Consider the following 14,883-nt stretch of genomic DNA (forward strand, 5'->3'; position numbering starts at 1 on the left):
CATGTATCGTGAAACACATAAATACAGAGAAAAAGGTATGGTCAATCCAAAAATTGATTGACTATTGGCTAAAGCAAAATTTTCTCCTTTAAGATTTATCCATCTAGGGGCTAGAATTGTTACCATAATTTCAGATTAGATGTTGAAACCTTGATCCAATCTGAAACCCTAGAACTATTAGAATGGCATCGCCTCTGCCAGCACCTTGCCACCTTTGCGGCAACTAAGCTAGGGGCGACAGCTGCGCGTAATCTGAAAATACCCGATTCTCAGGCCCAAAGCGAACAGTTGTTAGAGCAAACCAAAGAAGTTTACCAACTGGAAACTCGCCTCACCACGGGACTGTCATTTGAGGGAATTCAAGATATTGGTGATTCCTTAGAACGGGCAGAACGCAGTGGAGTTTTGGCAGGGGATGAACTGTTAGCGATCGCTACCACCCTTGCTGGTGCCAGAAATTTGCGCCGTGTCATTGACAATCAGGAAGATTTGCCGATATTGACTGATTTGGTTGCCGATTTGCGGACTTATCCAGAACTAGAACAGGAAATTCACCGCTGTATTGATGAACGGGCCCAGGTAACTGACCGCGCGAGTCAAAAACTGGGAGAAATTCGCACAGATTTGCGGCGAGTACGCAGCCAAATTACCCAAAAGCTGCAAAATATCTTACAGGCAAAATCTGGAGCAGTTCAGGAACAGCTAATTACGCAACGGGGCGATCGCTTTGTCATCCCCGTAAAAGCACCCCAAAAAGATGCTATCCCCGGCATTGTTCACGATACATCTACCAGTGGTGCCACCTTGTACGTGGAACCTAATTCGGTAGTACCTCTAGGTAACCAACTGCGGCAGATCATCAGAAGAGAGCAAGCCGAAGAAGAAGCGGTTCGCCGTGCTTTGACGGAGCAAGTAGCCGCAGTAAAACCAGATTTGGAAAGATTGTTAGCGATCGCTACTACTTTGGATCTGGCAACCGCTAGATCGCGCTATAGTTACTGGCTAGGAGCGAATCCCCCGCGATTTATCCAGCGGGAAGACAGTGAAATCATTACTTTGCGGAATTTGCGACATCCACTGTTAGTGTGGCAGCAACAGCATGAACAAGGGCAACCAGTAGTTCCTGTAGATTTACTGATAAACCCGTTGATTCGGGTAGTGACCATTACCGGGCCAAATACTGGCGGTAAAACTGTAACCTTAAAAACCTTGGGGTTAGCAGCATTGATGGCCAAAGTGGGTTTATTTGTCCCCGCCCGCGAACCAGTGGAAATACCTTGGTTTGATAAGGTGTTGGCAGATATTGGCGATGAACAATCCTTACAGCAAAGTTTATCCACATTTTCTGGGCATATCCGCCGGATTAGTCGGATTCTAGAAGCATTGGGTACTGGGAACTTGGGACTGGAGACTGGAGAAAAAGAAATTCCTAATCCCCAATCCCTAGTCTTACTCGATGAAGTCGGTGCAGGAACCGATCCAGTTGAGGGTAGTGCTTTAGCGATCGCCTTGTTGCAATATCTAGCCAACCACGCCCAGCTAACGATCGCCACCACTCACTTCGGGGAATTAAAAGCCCTGAAATACGAAAATGAGCGGTTTGAAAATGCCTCTGTAGAATTTGACGAAAGTACTCTCTCGCCTACTTATCGTCTCCTGTGGGGCATCCCCGGACGTTCTAACGCTCTGACTATTGCCCTACGCTTGGGATTAAAACCAGAAGTGGTAGAAGAAGCGAAAATTCAAGTGGGAGAGGCCACAGATGAAGTTAACCAGGTGATTGCTGGCTTAGAAGCGCAACGCCGCCGCCAGGAAACCAAAGCGGCCGAAGCCCAAAGTTTGTTGCAGCAAGCGGAACGTTTATACAAAGAAGTATCCGCAAAAGCCGCAAGTTTGGAGGAGAGAGAAAGCAGTTTGCGGGCTTCACAGGAAGTAGCAGTAAAACAAGCGATCGCTCAAGCAAAAGGTGAAATTGCCCAAGTGATTCGCCGTTTGCAGCAAGGTACGCCTACAGCCCAAGAGGCGCAGCAAGCAACTAATGCCTTGAATCAAATTGGCCAGCAATATCAGCCAGCAACGCCAGCAAAACCAAAAGCTGGGTTTATGCCCAAAATAGGCGATCGCGTCCGCATTCCCAAACTCGGACAGATAGCGGATGTAATCACCGCCCCTGATGAAGATGGCGAGTTAAGTGTTCGGTTTGGGCTAATGAAGATGACTGTGAAGTTGCAAGACGTAGAATCTTTAGATGGTCAAAAAGCAGAACCAATCGTCAAACCCAAACCAGCCCCAGCAGCAGTAACGCCACCACCGCAAAGTGTTCCAGAAATTCGCACCTCGCAAAACACCATTGATTTACGCGGTAAACGGGTGGCTGATGCCGAATATATTTTAGATAAAGCCATCTCGGAAGCTACAGGCCCAGTCTGGATTATTCACGGATACGGCACTGGTAAGCTGCGACAAGGAGTTCACGCCTTTTTGCAACATCATCCCAGAGTGAACAACTACGAACCAGCAGAACAAGGAGATGGCGGCAGTGGTGTTACCGTTGCTCACATCAAATAAACTTTACTTGCAAATGGTAATCTTGAGAATCTTTAGAGAGAATACCAACCAAGATTTACTGTTTGCGAGTTTATTTATTAACTCAATCGATTAAGAATCACTGTTGAACACGTGAATCGTCGTCTAAAAACCTTTAAAATTTTGGATTATAGATATCGAAATCGTCACCGACGTTTTGGTTTAAGGTCGAATTGGATTGCAGGGATTTATAATCACGAATTAGCCCTATAAATCGGAGCAAAAAAATAAATTGATTAAATAATTTCAGTAATTAATCAATAACTGAAACTATGTTTGCTACCAATTTATTTAGTCAGAAAGGAGTAGAAAGCTAAATGCTATATATAGCATTTAGCTTTAATATCTCTGTTATGTTAATTTAGTTCCTCCAAAATTTGATTTATCTTGAGTGAGTTATGTAAGTTTTCTCCTTTCCCCACAAATTTTCTAGTTTAAACTAAGAGCCTGCGTAATCTATGAGTTTTGCCGACTTAGCGCCAGCCGCCCCAGCCACGGTGACCCCAGCCACGGTGACCCCAGCCACGGTGACCCCAGCCACCTCGACCCCAGCCACCAGCTACAACCTGCTGTTCATCTTTGGATAGCTCTTCAAGCAAATCAGATTTAACGACTTGGTTTGACATAATTGTTGACCTCACTTACTTAATCAGGTATCAAACATATATCTACAAAAAAGACATATGCTTAATACCTATGGTTTTATTTTTAAAACTGTTTTGTAGAGATTAAATTATCCTAAAGTTAGAAATAAAAAAAATAATTTTATCACTTATGGAACATGAAAAATCTAGCCTTTAGTCACCTTAAATTTCTTGATAAAAGCTGCAAAAGATATTGATGTTTTGTATCGGCTCAATAATTCGGTGTAGCAAAGGAAAAAAAGTGAAGCGAGGTACACACAGTGTCATAAAATTTGTCTTGCACCGACGGGAACAAAGCCCTTAGTAGACTTAAATAATAAACCTGTTGTGTTATTTCTTTCATGTGCGTGGTTTGTGGTTAGATCTGTAATACCAACTAAGTTGGATAAAATCAATTAGCCAATATCTTCAAATGCTGACTTTATTAAATTTTTAAGTTTGTCATCAGTTTCATGGAGGCATCAATCGTCCTGATGTCGCCCAGTCTGTCCTGAAATAACAGGCTGCACACAAGCAAAACTGAGGTGAGATGATGTCCAGCAGCAAGAAGAACCTTTAGCAACAGGCAAAAGATTTGTATAGTAATTATGTATACATGAAGACCAAATAATAAACATCAAGAAATTTCAAAATTTAAAACCGCAAATAAATTAGGAGGTATTCTACATAATTACTTAGCGATAATTAGCGGTTAGCATTCTTAAGATTGTTTATTTATACTCTTGTACGGAGCTAGCAGCGAAAGTCGAGTAAACCTTAACTAGAATTGATAATTTTCTACTTTGTTGAAAATAAATTTTCATCTAGAGTAGGACAAAGATACCTGCTGTTTACCACATAGAAAAAATCTAGCTGAAGCCTCAGGTTCATAGCTATGGGAAACCAAGCTTGATGCTAGAGAGTCTGGTTTCAAAATGGGTAACAGCAACATCCCCTATCAGCTTGATCACCTATGCTAAAAGTTATGCACTCGGCCGCCAACTCAGCCACTCCAAATTCCCAGTGGGAGGATTTAATCAAGCTTCCAGCCCCAAACACAGTTCAATGGGACAATATCAAAACCCAATTAGACTTGGTGCTGTTGGCGCTAGAAACTTTAACTGGGATTGGTTCAGAGGCTATGCTTTCGGCAGCAACTGATCTGAATTTAGAGTCAAGAGTGCCAGACCGCGTAGCTTTATGGCGACTGCGCCAATCAAATCCCCTACGCAAAGGTCAAGGAGGGCGAAAAAAGCTAGATGTCGAAGAAGCGCGATCGCTTGTTCTGATTATCTGCTACCTAGCCAAACAGCACCAGGAATTGATTCGCCGCGCTGTCGGACTGTTGGAACAAATGGCAGAAAATAACCGGGAACCTCACCAGGCTGCTTTACTTGGAGATTATATTGATGCTTTTTGCAACACCTACCAAGAGCGGATGGAAGAGGACGAGAAAATCTCAACGGATTTACTTACCAACCTGGCACTAAAACTGCTTGTAGATTTACTTTTTTACAGTGCTCCTGGTGGGCATCGCCGTCTCTGGCTAGCACTTATAGATCGTTCTACAAAATTTTAGATTTGAAATTCCTCAACCAAAATTCGCTTTGGAAAGTTTGCTAGGTAAGGATTCCTTTTTGATAGTCGTTAGCTTTTGGGCGATGCGCTATCAGTACTGCTTCCTCCTTGCATAAAGGAAGGAACCTGACAAAGTTATGAGTGGAGGAATCCGCCGTTTCAACTTTTCTTTGCAAGCAACTGGCTCAACTTTTTGCAAAATCCCAAATAGTCTTCTTCGCAGTTCCTGCCATGCCTCTATCAAATTCTGTCATTCGTTGCTACACACCGCCTACTTGCACGCTAGAAGTATTCGCCCAAAGCTCACCTCTGTCCCGTTGGATGGGGAAAACTGTCCTCAAGCACCTGAGCTTTGAGCTACGTTTTGATGATCCCCGACTACCAGAAGAACACAGAGTCCCAATTCGAGGCGATCGCGACCAACTAGAAGCCTTATGTGATGCAGTTACAAACTACGTACAAGAATTCCTTCAACAGCCTCCAGAAAGCTTTTGGGTCAGCTTCTCCGGTACCCAGCAGTCAAGCACAGCACTGGATGAGCCGGAATTAAATTCCTCAACAAAAACATTAAATTCCTTTAATACCCAGATTTCTGGGGCAAATATCCACCTAGAACCAAGCAGCTATTTAACTCATAATTTATTTCTCGGTTCTCTTGCTAACCACTCATCTGGCCCCGTAATTCAACTCAGTCTGCTGCAACTATTTGATTTGGCAAGTGCTTTAGATGAATACTCAACTGATGTCATGGCACTCCCAACTCTCAATAGCAGGAGTTCGACTCTGAGGTTCCCTGCTTGGGCCCCTATTGCCGCAGTATTAGTATTAGGTGTAGGTTTTTTACCAGTTACTTGGCAATATGCTAACAACATTAGGGAAAAGCAACAGCAGACAGCCAAAACAGCAGATCCAGCAGCCCTAAAGACTGCTTTAGAACCTTCAGCCTCACTAAACTTTCCCACGCCTGAACCCGGACTTACCACTCCATCAGATAATTTGCTAGGTTCCACCCCTCCACTTTCTACATCTAGTTTGCCCCAAGCACCTCTAACAGCCCCTAGTTCCAGTTTCTCTACACCGCCACCTCTATTTCCAAATAATGCACTGACAATACCGCAGGGTACGACTTCAACCCTTCCCACTAATCAAGCGATGCCTTCTCTGCAAGACGCTACGCGAACGGCGAGCTTCTCTACGAGACGCTCTGCGAACGCTAACGCACCATCCAGCAAAACCCCAGGACAGGAAATAGCCATACTACCAAATCTGGGACAGAACCCTACAGGGGCAAGTCCCCAAGCTGGTACTATCCCTCAACTGCGTAATTTGCCACCCAGACTATCTTCTAACACAAGCAGCTTACCAACTAATATCTCACCAGTCCCTCCATCTATTGGCACTATACCCAATAATAGTGCTAGCAATATCCCTACCCAACCTTCCCCACTAAACTCACAACAGCTAGAGGAAAGAATTAATTCTCTACAGCCACCTTCTCCTGGAGATAAACCTGCTTCACAACTTCCCTCCTCTAGAACTGCGGATAATAATCCATTCATCGATCAATTAGGGGATGGACGCAAAACCCCTACATCCACAGAAGTGGCTACTGGCACTTTATTTGATACACCCCAAATAGCAGAAGCTAGAGAATACCTAAAAAAACGTTGGCAACCACCCACTGGACTAGGACAAACATTAGAGTACAGTTTGATAGTCAGTGTTGACGGCACAGTCGAACGAATTTTTCCCCTTAATAAGGCAGCAAGAGAATTCGTTGATACCGCTGGGATGCCTGAAGTTGGTCAACCTTTTGTTTCCGCAAATACGCGCGGACAAAATGTCAGAATTCGAGTTGTTCTCAGTCCTGATGGCAAGGTACAGACGTTTCCAGATGAATAATTAAACTAATCCGTTTAATGCCACTTGTAGAACTGGTACAAACCTTGTGCCAGTTTCTATTTAATCCAATTGCTCTTGAGGTTGCCTTTTTGAGTCCAGTTACCAAACTGGTCTTCCTATTGATACCAGTAAACCTACCAATCAATACAATTACTGTTAACACCAATTCTCCCAAATAAAACTACTGTTACAAGTCTGAAAACCCAGATTAAATCTTACGCCTATTAATTATGAATTGGTATAAATAACTCATATAAAAGGTAGGAAATATGCAAACAATTGGTACTCAAAAAGACAGTCCCGCTTGGGTTATTCAAACTTGGGCAGCTTTTGTGATTTCTATTTCTATGACCACCTGTGGTATTGTAAATTTGCCTGTGAATACTTGGGTAAAAGGCTTTATGGGTATGGGTTTAGCTTTTTCTGTTGGCTCAACTTTTACTTTGGCAAAAACTACTAGAGACTTGCACGAAACTAGAAGATTAACTGCTAGATTAGACGAGGCAAAAGTAGAAAAATTGCTTTCACAACACGATCCTCTAAATTTAAAATGAAGGCAGTTATACCAATTTTGAATTTTGGATTGCCAATTTTGAATTAAAAAGCTTTACCAAAAAGCTGTTAAAAATTAACTATATGACCAAAAACAAAAGGACTGGTATATCCAGTCCTTTATTATATTAATTTAACGTTTTTATCTTAATAACGGGATTTTTTGGTCTTTAACTTTTGCTTTTTACGCCGACGTTCACTAGCAGCAACTGCCTGTTCTACCGGATAACCCACTACAGGAATTACCTGATATTTGCGCTCATCTTCTAACTTTTTCAGTTCAGTGTAATCAACCCAATGAATGCAATCAACTGGACAAGTGTCAATTGCTTCTTGGATAATTTCTTCCGCGTCCCCATCTTGCCGAACCACGCGCGATCGCCCGTAATCTGGTTCAATGTAGAAGGTGTTACGTGCAACATGAGCGCAGTGCTTGCAACCAATACAGGTGATTTCATCAACATAAACACCATTTTGGCGCAGAATACCGCCCAATTCCGGTTCTAAACCAGAACGTTCTGGGGCATCCCGTAAAAAACCCCCTAATTCTGGTTCCAAACCGGAACGATTGTCTTCTTGTTCTTCCGGCGACGGCAGAAAATCAGCCATTACGCACTCCAGCGCTGTACTACTAGGCGAATTGAACCATCTTCATTTTTTTGTTGTTCAGAGACTTGAAAGCCAACACGAGCGGTTTCTTTCACAACTGTTTGATAAGCATAACGCTGTGTTACCTGACGTAAAAATCCATCCACAGACAGGTTTTGCTGCCAATATTGCAAATCAGCCACCAGTTCATATTCCTTGCCATTCCATCTAAAGCCGATGTCGTAGCCATTTTCCTGCTCAATACTAACTTCCGCAGGATGGGTTTGACCACGATAACCGCGTACTTCGCGTGGACCGGGTTTCCAGTCTATGCCTAATTCAGTCAGAGCATCTTTTAAAGAATCAAGGTTACGGATTTGAGTCTTAATTTGGCTAAAGTGTGACATGGTGGTTGTGAATTAATTACACTAAACTACTGTGAAAACTTACCAATCGCTGTAAGTGGTGTGTGTATTCGCCACATTAGATTGCTGCACCTTCGCGGCGAAATATTCTGAGGTTGGCTCATGATTAAGTACTTGCCCCAGCTGTGCCTCTATTGCTGCTGTAACCTCAGCGCAAGAAGCACCCACAATGCCAGTGACTTTCTCTTGTACCCGACCGTCTGGATAGATTATGAACTCTAATGTCTCCATGCTCTTGGCCAACCACGATAAGTACGCTTAAATTTTACTGCTTTAGCAGAAGGCTACAAATATAGCCATCGGAACATTTTTACTTAGATACAAACTTGCCATTTGTTAAATAATGTTCCATCTCTCAAAATATATATCTCAGAATCTTTACAAAACTTATTAATTATATAAGCAGGCACATCAGTCTTTAGTTAGTCTCTCTTAACCTTACCAATTAGTCAAGGTAACTACTAAGCTTGCTAAATAAGCTGTAAAAGTCCTAAAAATAACCATTAGACGTAGTATAGCCAGCAGGGCAATTCACAAAAATATAAAATTTATTGAAAAACTTTATCATTACCATTAGTTTAGACTTATTTTTAGCAAGGGTTCTAACTTAGGTTAGATGCAGCACTGGGTATCCTGAAAGAGCACTAGCTGCTTTATACCTCTTGAGTACGCAGTAACAAGTAACCTCTGGGTCACAACTAATCATTAAGTGAAAACACTCCTTTGGATTTATGAACTTATAGAAGGAGCTAGTTGCCAAACCCTCGAATACTCTCTAATAACTTGCCGAGCCTGATCAGAGATAAATATTGTAGCTGTTTGGACAGCAATCTTTGCAGCATCCCGGCGACGTTGAAACTCACCTTGTTTCCTGTGATATTCTTTTGCCAAATATGCCATTTATCTAGTAATATAGTGCTTATTAATTAAGTGAAAATTGCAACCTAGTAACATTATTAAAATTGCTTTTGGCACAACCACTCATGCTGTCACCATTTCCGAAACTGAATCTGGGGATGCTGGCTCAAAATGTAATACCATAATTTGCTCTGGGCGTAAACCGACAGATTCGTAAGTGCAGCCGTTGCGATCGCTAAATTCCACCTCAAATGCAGCACCGCCAGCTAATAATTCTACTACTGTGCCAACTTGACCACGGTACAAGTTGTATTCAGGCAGATCAGCTGTCAGTGCTACTACATCCAGCAACTTGATTGTATTTTTAGTCATCTTCTAGCACTTCCAAATATTTACAGCAGATAGCAGGTTGTTAATCTTGGGATATTAAAACCTTCTTCGATAATCCAACCACTCCGAATGGTTGCACTTCTATTTTGCCATTCCAACGTGAAATCTAGAGTGTAGCGTTGTCCAAATTCATCGCGTCGTCCCAAGCGAACTTGATGAGTTTTGACAACTTTGAGAATAATCTGGCGCAATTCTTCAGCATCGTTAGCTGTTATACCTAGAGTTGAGCAAAAAACGCGAGCTTTATGTTTCCCTTCATCATGTTCTGGATTGAGGCAATAATCACGCAGTTTACGAATATCAATGACTGCATTTTCTGCATTTGGAATTAAATTAGCTGAATTAGACATAATTTTTATTTTTAGAGTAGCTAATGGAGTTTAGGGAATATAAACATAGAAAATGCCTGTGCAAATTAAGTTTTACAGCCAAGGGGCTATTTGCGCTTAAAATACACAGGCACTTCAATTTTATTTACTTACTACATATTATACATTTAATTCATAGCAAGGGTATATTTATTGAATTTTATTCAACTTTTTCAACAGAGTTAATGCTATTCCTTACCGCCGCCGAAAAGTTTGTATATCCCGTATCCAATAGCTGCCGCAGCAGCAACAGGTGCAGCAGCAACTATCGCAGTACCAGCGATCGCACCTCCCCCAACAACACCACCGATACCTGCAAGGGTACTCATAATTGCAGCACCAGAAGCACCAGCAGCTACTGTTACAGCACCAGCACCAGCTACACCAGCAGCAGCCCCAATATTTGTAGCTGTTCTTGCAGCTGCACGAGCTTCACGTTCTTCCGCAGACAAATCCGGTTGGTCTTTGAACAAAGTTTCATTCATTATTTTTGCTCCAGCATAAGCTGGGCCTGCTGCCAATACAGCAGGAGCAGCGGCCATACCACCACCAACCACACCACCTGCCGCAGCTAGACCAGAAGTGATTCCTGCTCCTGAAGTTGCTGCAACAGATAACCCTGTAGCAGCACTGACAGCAGCCCCTGCGGCCGCACCAGTTTCTACAACGGCTTTTACCGTCTTTAGGTCTTTAACGCCTAAAGTTTTTTCTACACCTTTTTCAACGGCTTTATTGGTAATATCTTCAAAATTCATAAATCAATTTCTCATAATCTGGTACACGATACTCTACTACTAGAGCATAATTATTACCAAAACTGTAACAGTATTAATACTAGTGGCATTTCGCTGTATACCAAATCAGCAACAAAGAGTTTGAAGCTGCTTAGAATAGTAGTGATAGAGAAAATTATAATTATGAGCGTCGTCATTCCTAATGAAATATTAACCGCAACTCGGATGACTGAAGGCGAAATGAAGCAGGAAATTGCAGTGATGCTCTTTCAAAAAGAAAAGTTAACCCTTGCTCAAGCCAGCCGATTTGCAGGGATAAACCGTATAGCATTTCAGCATCTACTCGCAAGTCGTCAAATTTCAGTGCATTATGGTGTGGAGGATTTTGAACAAGATATAGAAAACTTGCGGGCGATGGGTAGACTGTGATCATTGTCAGTGATACTTCACCCATTAATAACCTCGCCGCCATTAACCATCTTCATTTACTACAACAGCTTTACGGAACAGTCCTAATTCCTGAAGCTGTCTACCGAGAACTGACTGATCCCAACTTTCCAGTTGCAGGTGCAACTGAAGTACAAACTTTTATCTGGATTGAAACTCGTCCAGTTCAAGATCGAACATTGGTTGAAGCACTCAGCAATGAACTGGATATTGGTGAAGCTGAAGCGATCGCTCTAGCAGTGGAAATGAAAGCAGATCAAGTGTTGATTGATGAACGTCGTGGTCGCATGGTTGCAGCTAGCCTAAATCTTAGTTACACAGGAATTTTAGGGATCTTGGTTGAAGCTAAAAGTCAAAGGCTAATTTCTGCCGTGAAACCTCTGTTAGATGCTCTAATTAATCAAGCAGGATTCTGGGTGGCTGAACCTTTATACAAGAGGGTTTTGCAGCTTGTTGATGAAGATGACACTATTTAATATGCTCTAGCCTAGACCAAAGGTGGTATAGCTTTTATAACTACCATCACGCGTAGGCGTAGCCAGCCGTAGGCATCGCTTTAAGGTATATTTGGATTTTTGATGCTATTTCGCGTGAAAATTTGCTCAAGCCTAAATCACTCAGCAAGAATTTCTGGTGAAAAAACTGATTTGGTTGGGGAAGAAACCAGGATAATGAAGCATAATTAACCTTTATAGCTAAAAGCTGTCAGCCATCAGCCACAAGCTGAGATGGTAAAGTTTGAAGGCTTGTGATTCAACTTAAGTAATTGACTATGAGTACAGCAAATATTTCGCCAGCTATCCGCATAGGAGTACTAGGTTTCGGCGGACTCGGACAAGCCGCCGCCAAGGTACTTGCTGCTAAACAGGAAATGATTTTAGTCGCAGCCGCAGATCAAAAAGGTTACGCTTACGCTGCTGAAGGTTTAAATACTCAAGAATGCATTGCAACCTACCAGTCCCAAGGTTCGGTAGGTCATTTAGAGCCAGTTGGTACGTTAACAAATCAAAGTATTCAGGATGTAATTGAAATAGCTCAACCTGTGGATGGGTATTTTCTGGCTTTACCCAACTTGCCAAATGACTTTATTCCCTCTGTAGCCAAGGAGTTTATTAAATCTGGTTGGCGTGGGGTGCTAGTGGATGCGATTAAGCGCACCACTGCTGTAGAACAACTACTGGTAATGAAAGAAGAACTGCAAGCGGCCGGAATTACCTACATGACAGGATGTGGTGCTACACCTGGACTGTTAACCGCCGCCGCCGCATTAGCCGCCCAAAGCTACGCCGAAATTCATCAAGTCGAAATTACTTTTGGGGTGGGAATTGCTAACTGGGAAGCTTACCGCGCCACCGTTCGGGAAGACATTGGTCATATGCCTGGTTACACAGTGGAAACTGCTAGGGTCATGACTGACGCGGAAGTAGAAGCACTATTAGATAAAACTAATGGCGTGCTTACCTTGACGAATATGGAACACGCTGATGATGTGATGCTAGAGGTAGCGGGAATTTGCGATCGCGATCGCGTTACTGTTGGTGGTGTAGTCGATACTCGCAATCCCAAAAAGCCCCTCAGCACCAACGTTAAGGTAACAGGGCGTACCTTTGAAGGTAAGATTTCCACCCATACCTTTACTCTGGGAGATGAAACCAGTATGGCAGCCAATGTCTGCGGCCCTGCTTTTGGCTATCTCAAAGCTGGTAGACAATTGCACCAACGCGGCATTTATGGAATATTCACTGCTGCCGAAATTATGCCCCAATTTGTTAGGTAATAGTTAGGAGTTGGGAGTTAGGAGTTAGGAGTTAGGAGTTAAAAATATAAAATCGCAAATTTGAAGTCTCTGAATATGCTCTAAACTTGCGATTTTAAACTCCAAACTCCTGAGTGTTAACTTCTAAAGTTTTTCTAAGCTGGTGGAAGTTCTGGAGAGAAAATATCTGTAAAATTCTCCTCAAGCAGCGAATCTGGTGTTTGTATAATAAATGGAAGTTCAGCTCCTAAGAGTCCTCGTTGGATGCGTTCTAAAGTATCGTTAAAAACGACAAACAGAGGATATATTGTATTAGCTCCCTCACTCAAAATATGACTGTGGCGGAGAGGCATCAACCACTCATAATCATTGTCTAGGCAAACTTGGGTTTGTCGCCAACGTCCTAACAAATCAGAAAAGTCTTCGTGAGCACGGTGAATAAAGACTAAAATTTCTGCTCCTGTTTTGATTTTCCACTCTGGATCGCACATCAAAATTGCCACATCACAGGGTAAGCAAATCGTTTGTGGGGCTGTTGTAGCAGTGTTGCGAAGACGGACAATTGGCAAGGGAATAGTGATGACACTTTCATCTGGACGGCGCAGACTGGGAATCATCTCTAAGTATGGCCGATATTGCTTTAGTAAGGCGATCGCAGCTAGGTGATTGCTGTACTCTGCCAAACTCGCTTCGTAGTGAGATTTTTGCACAGTCATAGTTTATTAAATAGTTAGGAGTTAGGAGTTAGGAGGTAAAAATAAAATTTATAAGTTAGGAGTGAAGAATGAAGATGATAAATAGAGAGTTTAAACTTCTAACTTATAACTCCTAACTCCTAACTATTAATCCCCTATCCCAGCTTTTCAAACACCGCAAACATAGGCAGATACATCGCTAACAAAATGGTTCCAACCATTCCCCCTAGAACTACAATCATTACCGGTTCCAAAATACTGGTCATTGCTTTTACTGCTTGCTCGACTTCATCTTCATAGAAATCGGCAACTTTCATCAACATTGCATCTAATTCTCCAGTTTCTTCTCCGATACTAATCATCTGAATTGCCATAGCCGGAAAAACGCTATCTTTTTGTAAAGCAATGCTAATCATACCTCCTTGTTGAATTTCCATGCGGGCTGCGTCTATAGCATTGGCAATTACTTGGTTTCCTGATGTATCTCGGACAATTTCCAGGCAAGTTAAAATTGGTACACCTGAACGAGTCAAAGAACCAAAAGTCCGGCTAAAGCGGGCAACCGAAGATTTTTGAATTAAGTCACCAAATAATGGCATCTTGAGGGAAAGACGATCAATTGTGATGCGACCAACAGGAGTTTTACCGTATTGTGTAAAGGCAACTTTCAGTGCTACAAGAACACCGATAAGTACGAAAACCTTTGGACTTCTCAAAAATTGGCTAGCATCCATCAAAAATTGCGTTAAAGCTGGTAATTCAGTTCCGATTTCTGTAAAAATCTTTGCAAAAACAGGAATGAGAAAAATGGTCATGCCGAGAAAGATAGCAACTGCTATAAAACCCACAACCACTGGATAAGACAATGCTGATTTAATTTGGTTTTGTAAGCGGGCAACATCTTCTAACAACTTGGCTAAACGATTCAATACTTCGTCTAGAACACCACCAACTTCGCCTGCTTGAATCATACTTACATATAATCCATCGAAGCAGTCAGGATGCTTCCGCATTGACTCTGAAAGATTCATTCCGCTTTGAACATCACTGCTAATGTCCACAAGAGCTTGTTTCAGTTTAGGATTACTACACTGTTCAGAAAGTACCCCCAGACTTCTAACTATTGCAACTCCTGCGTTCATCAAAACGGCAAATTGACGGGAAAAAACGGCTTTGTCTTTCACAGAAACCTTAACTAAGGAAGTCTGGAATTTTTTTAAGTCAAAATTTGCCTGAAATCCTTGAAATTGTTTGAGTTCTTGAACTACAAAACCTTGATCTCTGAGATTAGTACGAGCTTGCGTCAAGGATTCAGCAGTAATTTTTTCTGTTCGGGATTTTCCTTGAGAATCCCGAACACGGGCAACGTAGGTTGGCATAA

Annotated in this window: 16 protein-coding genes and 1 pseudogene; 8 read left to right on the top strand and 9 right to left on the bottom strand. The window is 42.3% G+C overall.

Annotated elements, in window-relative coordinates:
* Window positions 1–150: 150 nt before the first annotated feature.
* Both ACEYW6_RS00775 and ACEYW6_RS00780 read left to right on the top strand, forming a co-directional pair.
* Window positions 151–2,568 (top strand): endonuclease MutS2, encoded by a 2,418-nt coding sequence (locus ACEYW6_RS00775; RefSeq protein ID WP_412978255.1) that lies wholly within the window; start codon window positions 151–153, stop codon window positions 2,566–2,568.
* Window positions 2,569–2,649: 81 nt separating this feature from the next.
* Window positions 2,650–2,799, top strand: a pseudogene (locus ACEYW6_RS00780) (IS5/IS1182 family transposase); the annotation flags it as partial.
* A gap of 260 nt (window positions 2,800–3,059) precedes the next feature.
* Here the strand turns inward: ACEYW6_RS00780 and ACEYW6_RS00785 are convergent.
* Window positions 3,060–3,212, bottom strand: a complete 153-nt coding sequence (locus tag ACEYW6_RS00785) for a hypothetical protein (RefSeq protein WP_412978256.1) — start codon at window positions 3,210–3,212, stop codon at window positions 3,060–3,062.
* Window positions 3,213–4,182: 970 nt separating this feature from the next.
* On the opposite strand from ACEYW6_RS00785, the gene ACEYW6_RS00790 reads away from it, so the two are divergent.
* The 3 genes from ACEYW6_RS00790 to ACEYW6_RS00800 all read left to right on the top strand — a co-directional run bounded on the left by ACEYW6_RS00790 (window position 4,183) and on the right by ACEYW6_RS00800 (window position 7,243).
* Window positions 4,183–4,788 (top strand): DUF3038 domain-containing protein, encoded by a 606-nt coding sequence (locus tag ACEYW6_RS00790; protein WP_012406938.1) that lies wholly within the window; start codon window positions 4,183–4,185, stop codon window positions 4,786–4,788.
* Between the two features lie 230 nt (window positions 4,789–5,018).
* Window positions 5,019–6,689 carry a DUF4335 domain-containing protein gene (locus ACEYW6_RS00795; protein WP_412978257.1) on the top strand — a complete coding sequence of 557 codons (1,671 nt, stop codon included), beginning with the start codon at window positions 5,019–5,021 and terminating at the stop codon, window positions 6,687–6,689.
* Window positions 6,690–6,958: 269 nt separating this feature from the next.
* Window positions 6,959–7,243 (top strand): YiaA/YiaB family inner membrane protein, encoded by a 285-nt coding sequence (locus ACEYW6_RS00800; protein ID WP_412978258.1) that lies wholly within the window; start codon window positions 6,959–6,961, stop codon window positions 7,241–7,243.
* Window positions 7,244–7,388: 145 nt separating this feature from the next.
* Here the strand turns inward: ACEYW6_RS00800 and ACEYW6_RS00805 are convergent, their stop codons facing one another.
* The 6 genes from ACEYW6_RS00805 to ACEYW6_RS00830 form a co-directional block, all read right to left on the bottom strand.
* A complete protein-coding gene (locus ACEYW6_RS00805; RefSeq protein ID WP_196509570.1) occupies window positions 7,389–7,850 on the bottom strand; it encodes a ferredoxin in 462 nt (153 codons plus the stop codon).
* Complete coding sequence (locus tag ACEYW6_RS00810) at window positions 7,850–8,236, bottom strand: DUF1257 domain-containing protein (RefSeq protein ID WP_190727888.1); 387 nt, start codon at window positions 8,234–8,236, stop codon at window positions 7,850–7,852. The genes ACEYW6_RS00805 and ACEYW6_RS00810 overlap by 1 nt, the downstream gene beginning before the upstream one ends.
* Window positions 8,237–8,275: 39 nt before the next feature.
* Window positions 8,276–8,485, bottom strand: a complete 210-nt coding sequence (locus ACEYW6_RS00815; protein WP_012406943.1) for a DUF2997 domain-containing protein — start codon at window positions 8,483–8,485, stop codon at window positions 8,276–8,278.
* Between the two features lie 750 nt (window positions 8,486–9,235).
* Window positions 9,236–9,484 (bottom strand): DUF4926 domain-containing protein, encoded by a 249-nt coding sequence (locus ACEYW6_RS00820; protein ID WP_412978259.1) that lies wholly within the window; start codon window positions 9,482–9,484, stop codon window positions 9,236–9,238.
* 20 nt (window positions 9,485–9,504) lie between these two features.
* The gene (locus tag ACEYW6_RS00825) at window positions 9,505–9,852 is read right to left on the bottom strand and encodes a DUF6883 domain-containing protein (RefSeq protein ID WP_412978260.1); all 348 of its coding nucleotides are present in this window, start codon (window positions 9,850–9,852) and stop codon (window positions 9,505–9,507) included.
* A 206-nt stretch (window positions 9,853–10,058) separates the two neighbouring features.
* Window positions 10,059–10,625 carry a hypothetical protein gene (locus ACEYW6_RS00830; RefSeq protein WP_412978261.1) on the bottom strand — a complete coding sequence of 189 codons (567 nt, stop codon included), beginning with the start codon at window positions 10,623–10,625 and terminating at the stop codon, window positions 10,059–10,061.
* A gap of 162 nt (window positions 10,626–10,787) precedes the next feature.
* Between ACEYW6_RS00830 and ACEYW6_RS00835 the strand changes: the two genes are divergently transcribed.
* From ACEYW6_RS00835 to bioU, 3 genes are all read left to right on the top strand, one after another.
* Window positions 10,788–11,033 (top strand): UPF0175 family protein, encoded by a 246-nt coding sequence (locus ACEYW6_RS00835; RefSeq protein WP_094348425.1) that lies wholly within the window; start codon window positions 10,788–10,790, stop codon window positions 11,031–11,033.
* Window positions 11,030–11,527 carry a DUF3368 domain-containing protein gene (locus ACEYW6_RS00840; protein ID WP_412978262.1) on the top strand — a complete coding sequence of 166 codons (498 nt, stop codon included), beginning with the start codon at window positions 11,030–11,032 and terminating at the stop codon, window positions 11,525–11,527. Before ACEYW6_RS00835 ends, ACEYW6_RS00840 begins: the two co-directional genes overlap by 4 nt.
* 296 nt (window positions 11,528–11,823) lie before the next feature.
* The gene (gene bioU, locus ACEYW6_RS00845; protein ID WP_412978263.1) at window positions 11,824–12,828 is read left to right on the top strand and encodes a (S)-8-amino-7-oxononanoate synthase BioU; all 1,005 of its coding nucleotides are present in this window, start codon (window positions 11,824–11,826) and stop codon (window positions 12,826–12,828) included.
* A 134-nt stretch (window positions 12,829–12,962) separates the two neighbouring features.
* Here bioU and ACEYW6_RS00850 read toward each other — a convergent pair whose 3' ends face one another.
* The gene (locus ACEYW6_RS00850) at window positions 12,963–13,523 is read right to left on the bottom strand and encodes a hypothetical protein (protein WP_412978264.1); all 561 of its coding nucleotides are present in this window, start codon (window positions 13,521–13,523) and stop codon (window positions 12,963–12,965) included.
* A 134-nt stretch (window positions 13,524–13,657) separates the two neighbouring features.
* Complete coding sequence (locus ACEYW6_RS00855) at window positions 13,658–14,881, bottom strand: type II secretion system F family protein (protein ID WP_412978265.1); 1,224 nt, start codon at window positions 14,879–14,881, stop codon at window positions 13,658–13,660.
* Window positions 14,882–14,883: the final 2 nt, after the last annotated feature.

This window comes from Nostoc sp. UIC 10607 (genome assembly GCF_047228265.1).
Taxonomy (GTDB): domain Bacteria; phylum Cyanobacteriota; class Cyanobacteriia; order Cyanobacteriales; family Nostocaceae; genus Nostoc; species Nostoc foliaceum_A.

Coding starts and splice junctions, on each gene's coding strand:
- ACEYW6_RS00855 (WP_412978265.1), bottom strand. CDS start 14,881: ATGCCAACCTACGTTGCCCGTGTTCGGGATTCTCAAGGAAAATCCCGA.
- ACEYW6_RS00800 (WP_412978258.1), top strand. CDS start 6,959: ATGCAAACAATTGGTACTCAAAAAGACAGTCCCGCTTGGGTTATTCAA.
- ACEYW6_RS00830 (WP_412978261.1), bottom strand. CDS start 10,625: ATGAATTTTGAAGATATTACCAATAAAGCCGTTGAAAAAGGTGTAGAA.
- ACEYW6_RS00785 (WP_412978256.1), bottom strand. CDS start 3,212: ATGTCAAACCAAGTCGTTAAATCTGATTTGCTTGAAGAGCTATCCAAA.
- ACEYW6_RS00805 (WP_196509570.1), bottom strand. CDS start 7,850: ATGGCTGATTTTCTGCCGTCGCCGGAAGAACAAGAAGACAATCGTTCC.
- ACEYW6_RS00835 (WP_094348425.1), top strand. CDS start 10,788: ATGAGCGTCGTCATTCCTAATGAAATATTAACCGCAACTCGGATGACT.
- bioU (WP_412978263.1), top strand. CDS start 11,824: ATGAGTACAGCAAATATTTCGCCAGCTATCCGCATAGGAGTACTAGGT.
- ACEYW6_RS00810 (WP_190727888.1), bottom strand. CDS start 8,236: ATGTCACACTTTAGCCAAATTAAGACTCAAATCCGTAACCTTGATTCT.
- ACEYW6_RS00825 (WP_412978260.1), bottom strand. CDS start 9,852: ATGTCTAATTCAGCTAATTTAATTCCAAATGCAGAAAATGCAGTCATT.
- ACEYW6_RS00820 (WP_412978259.1), bottom strand. CDS start 9,484: ATGACTAAAAATACAATCAAGTTGCTGGATGTAGTAGCACTGACAGCT.
- ACEYW6_RS00790 (WP_012406938.1), top strand. CDS start 4,183: ATGCTAAAAGTTATGCACTCGGCCGCCAACTCAGCCACTCCAAATTCC.
- ACEYW6_RS00795 (WP_412978257.1), top strand. CDS start 5,019: ATGCCTCTATCAAATTCTGTCATTCGTTGCTACACACCGCCTACTTGC.
- ACEYW6_RS00850 (WP_412978264.1), bottom strand. CDS start 13,523: ATGACTGTGCAAAAATCTCACTACGAAGCGAGTTTGGCAGAGTACAGC.
- ACEYW6_RS00815 (WP_012406943.1), bottom strand. CDS start 8,485: ATGGAGACATTAGAGTTCATAATCTATCCAGACGGTCGGGTACAAGAG.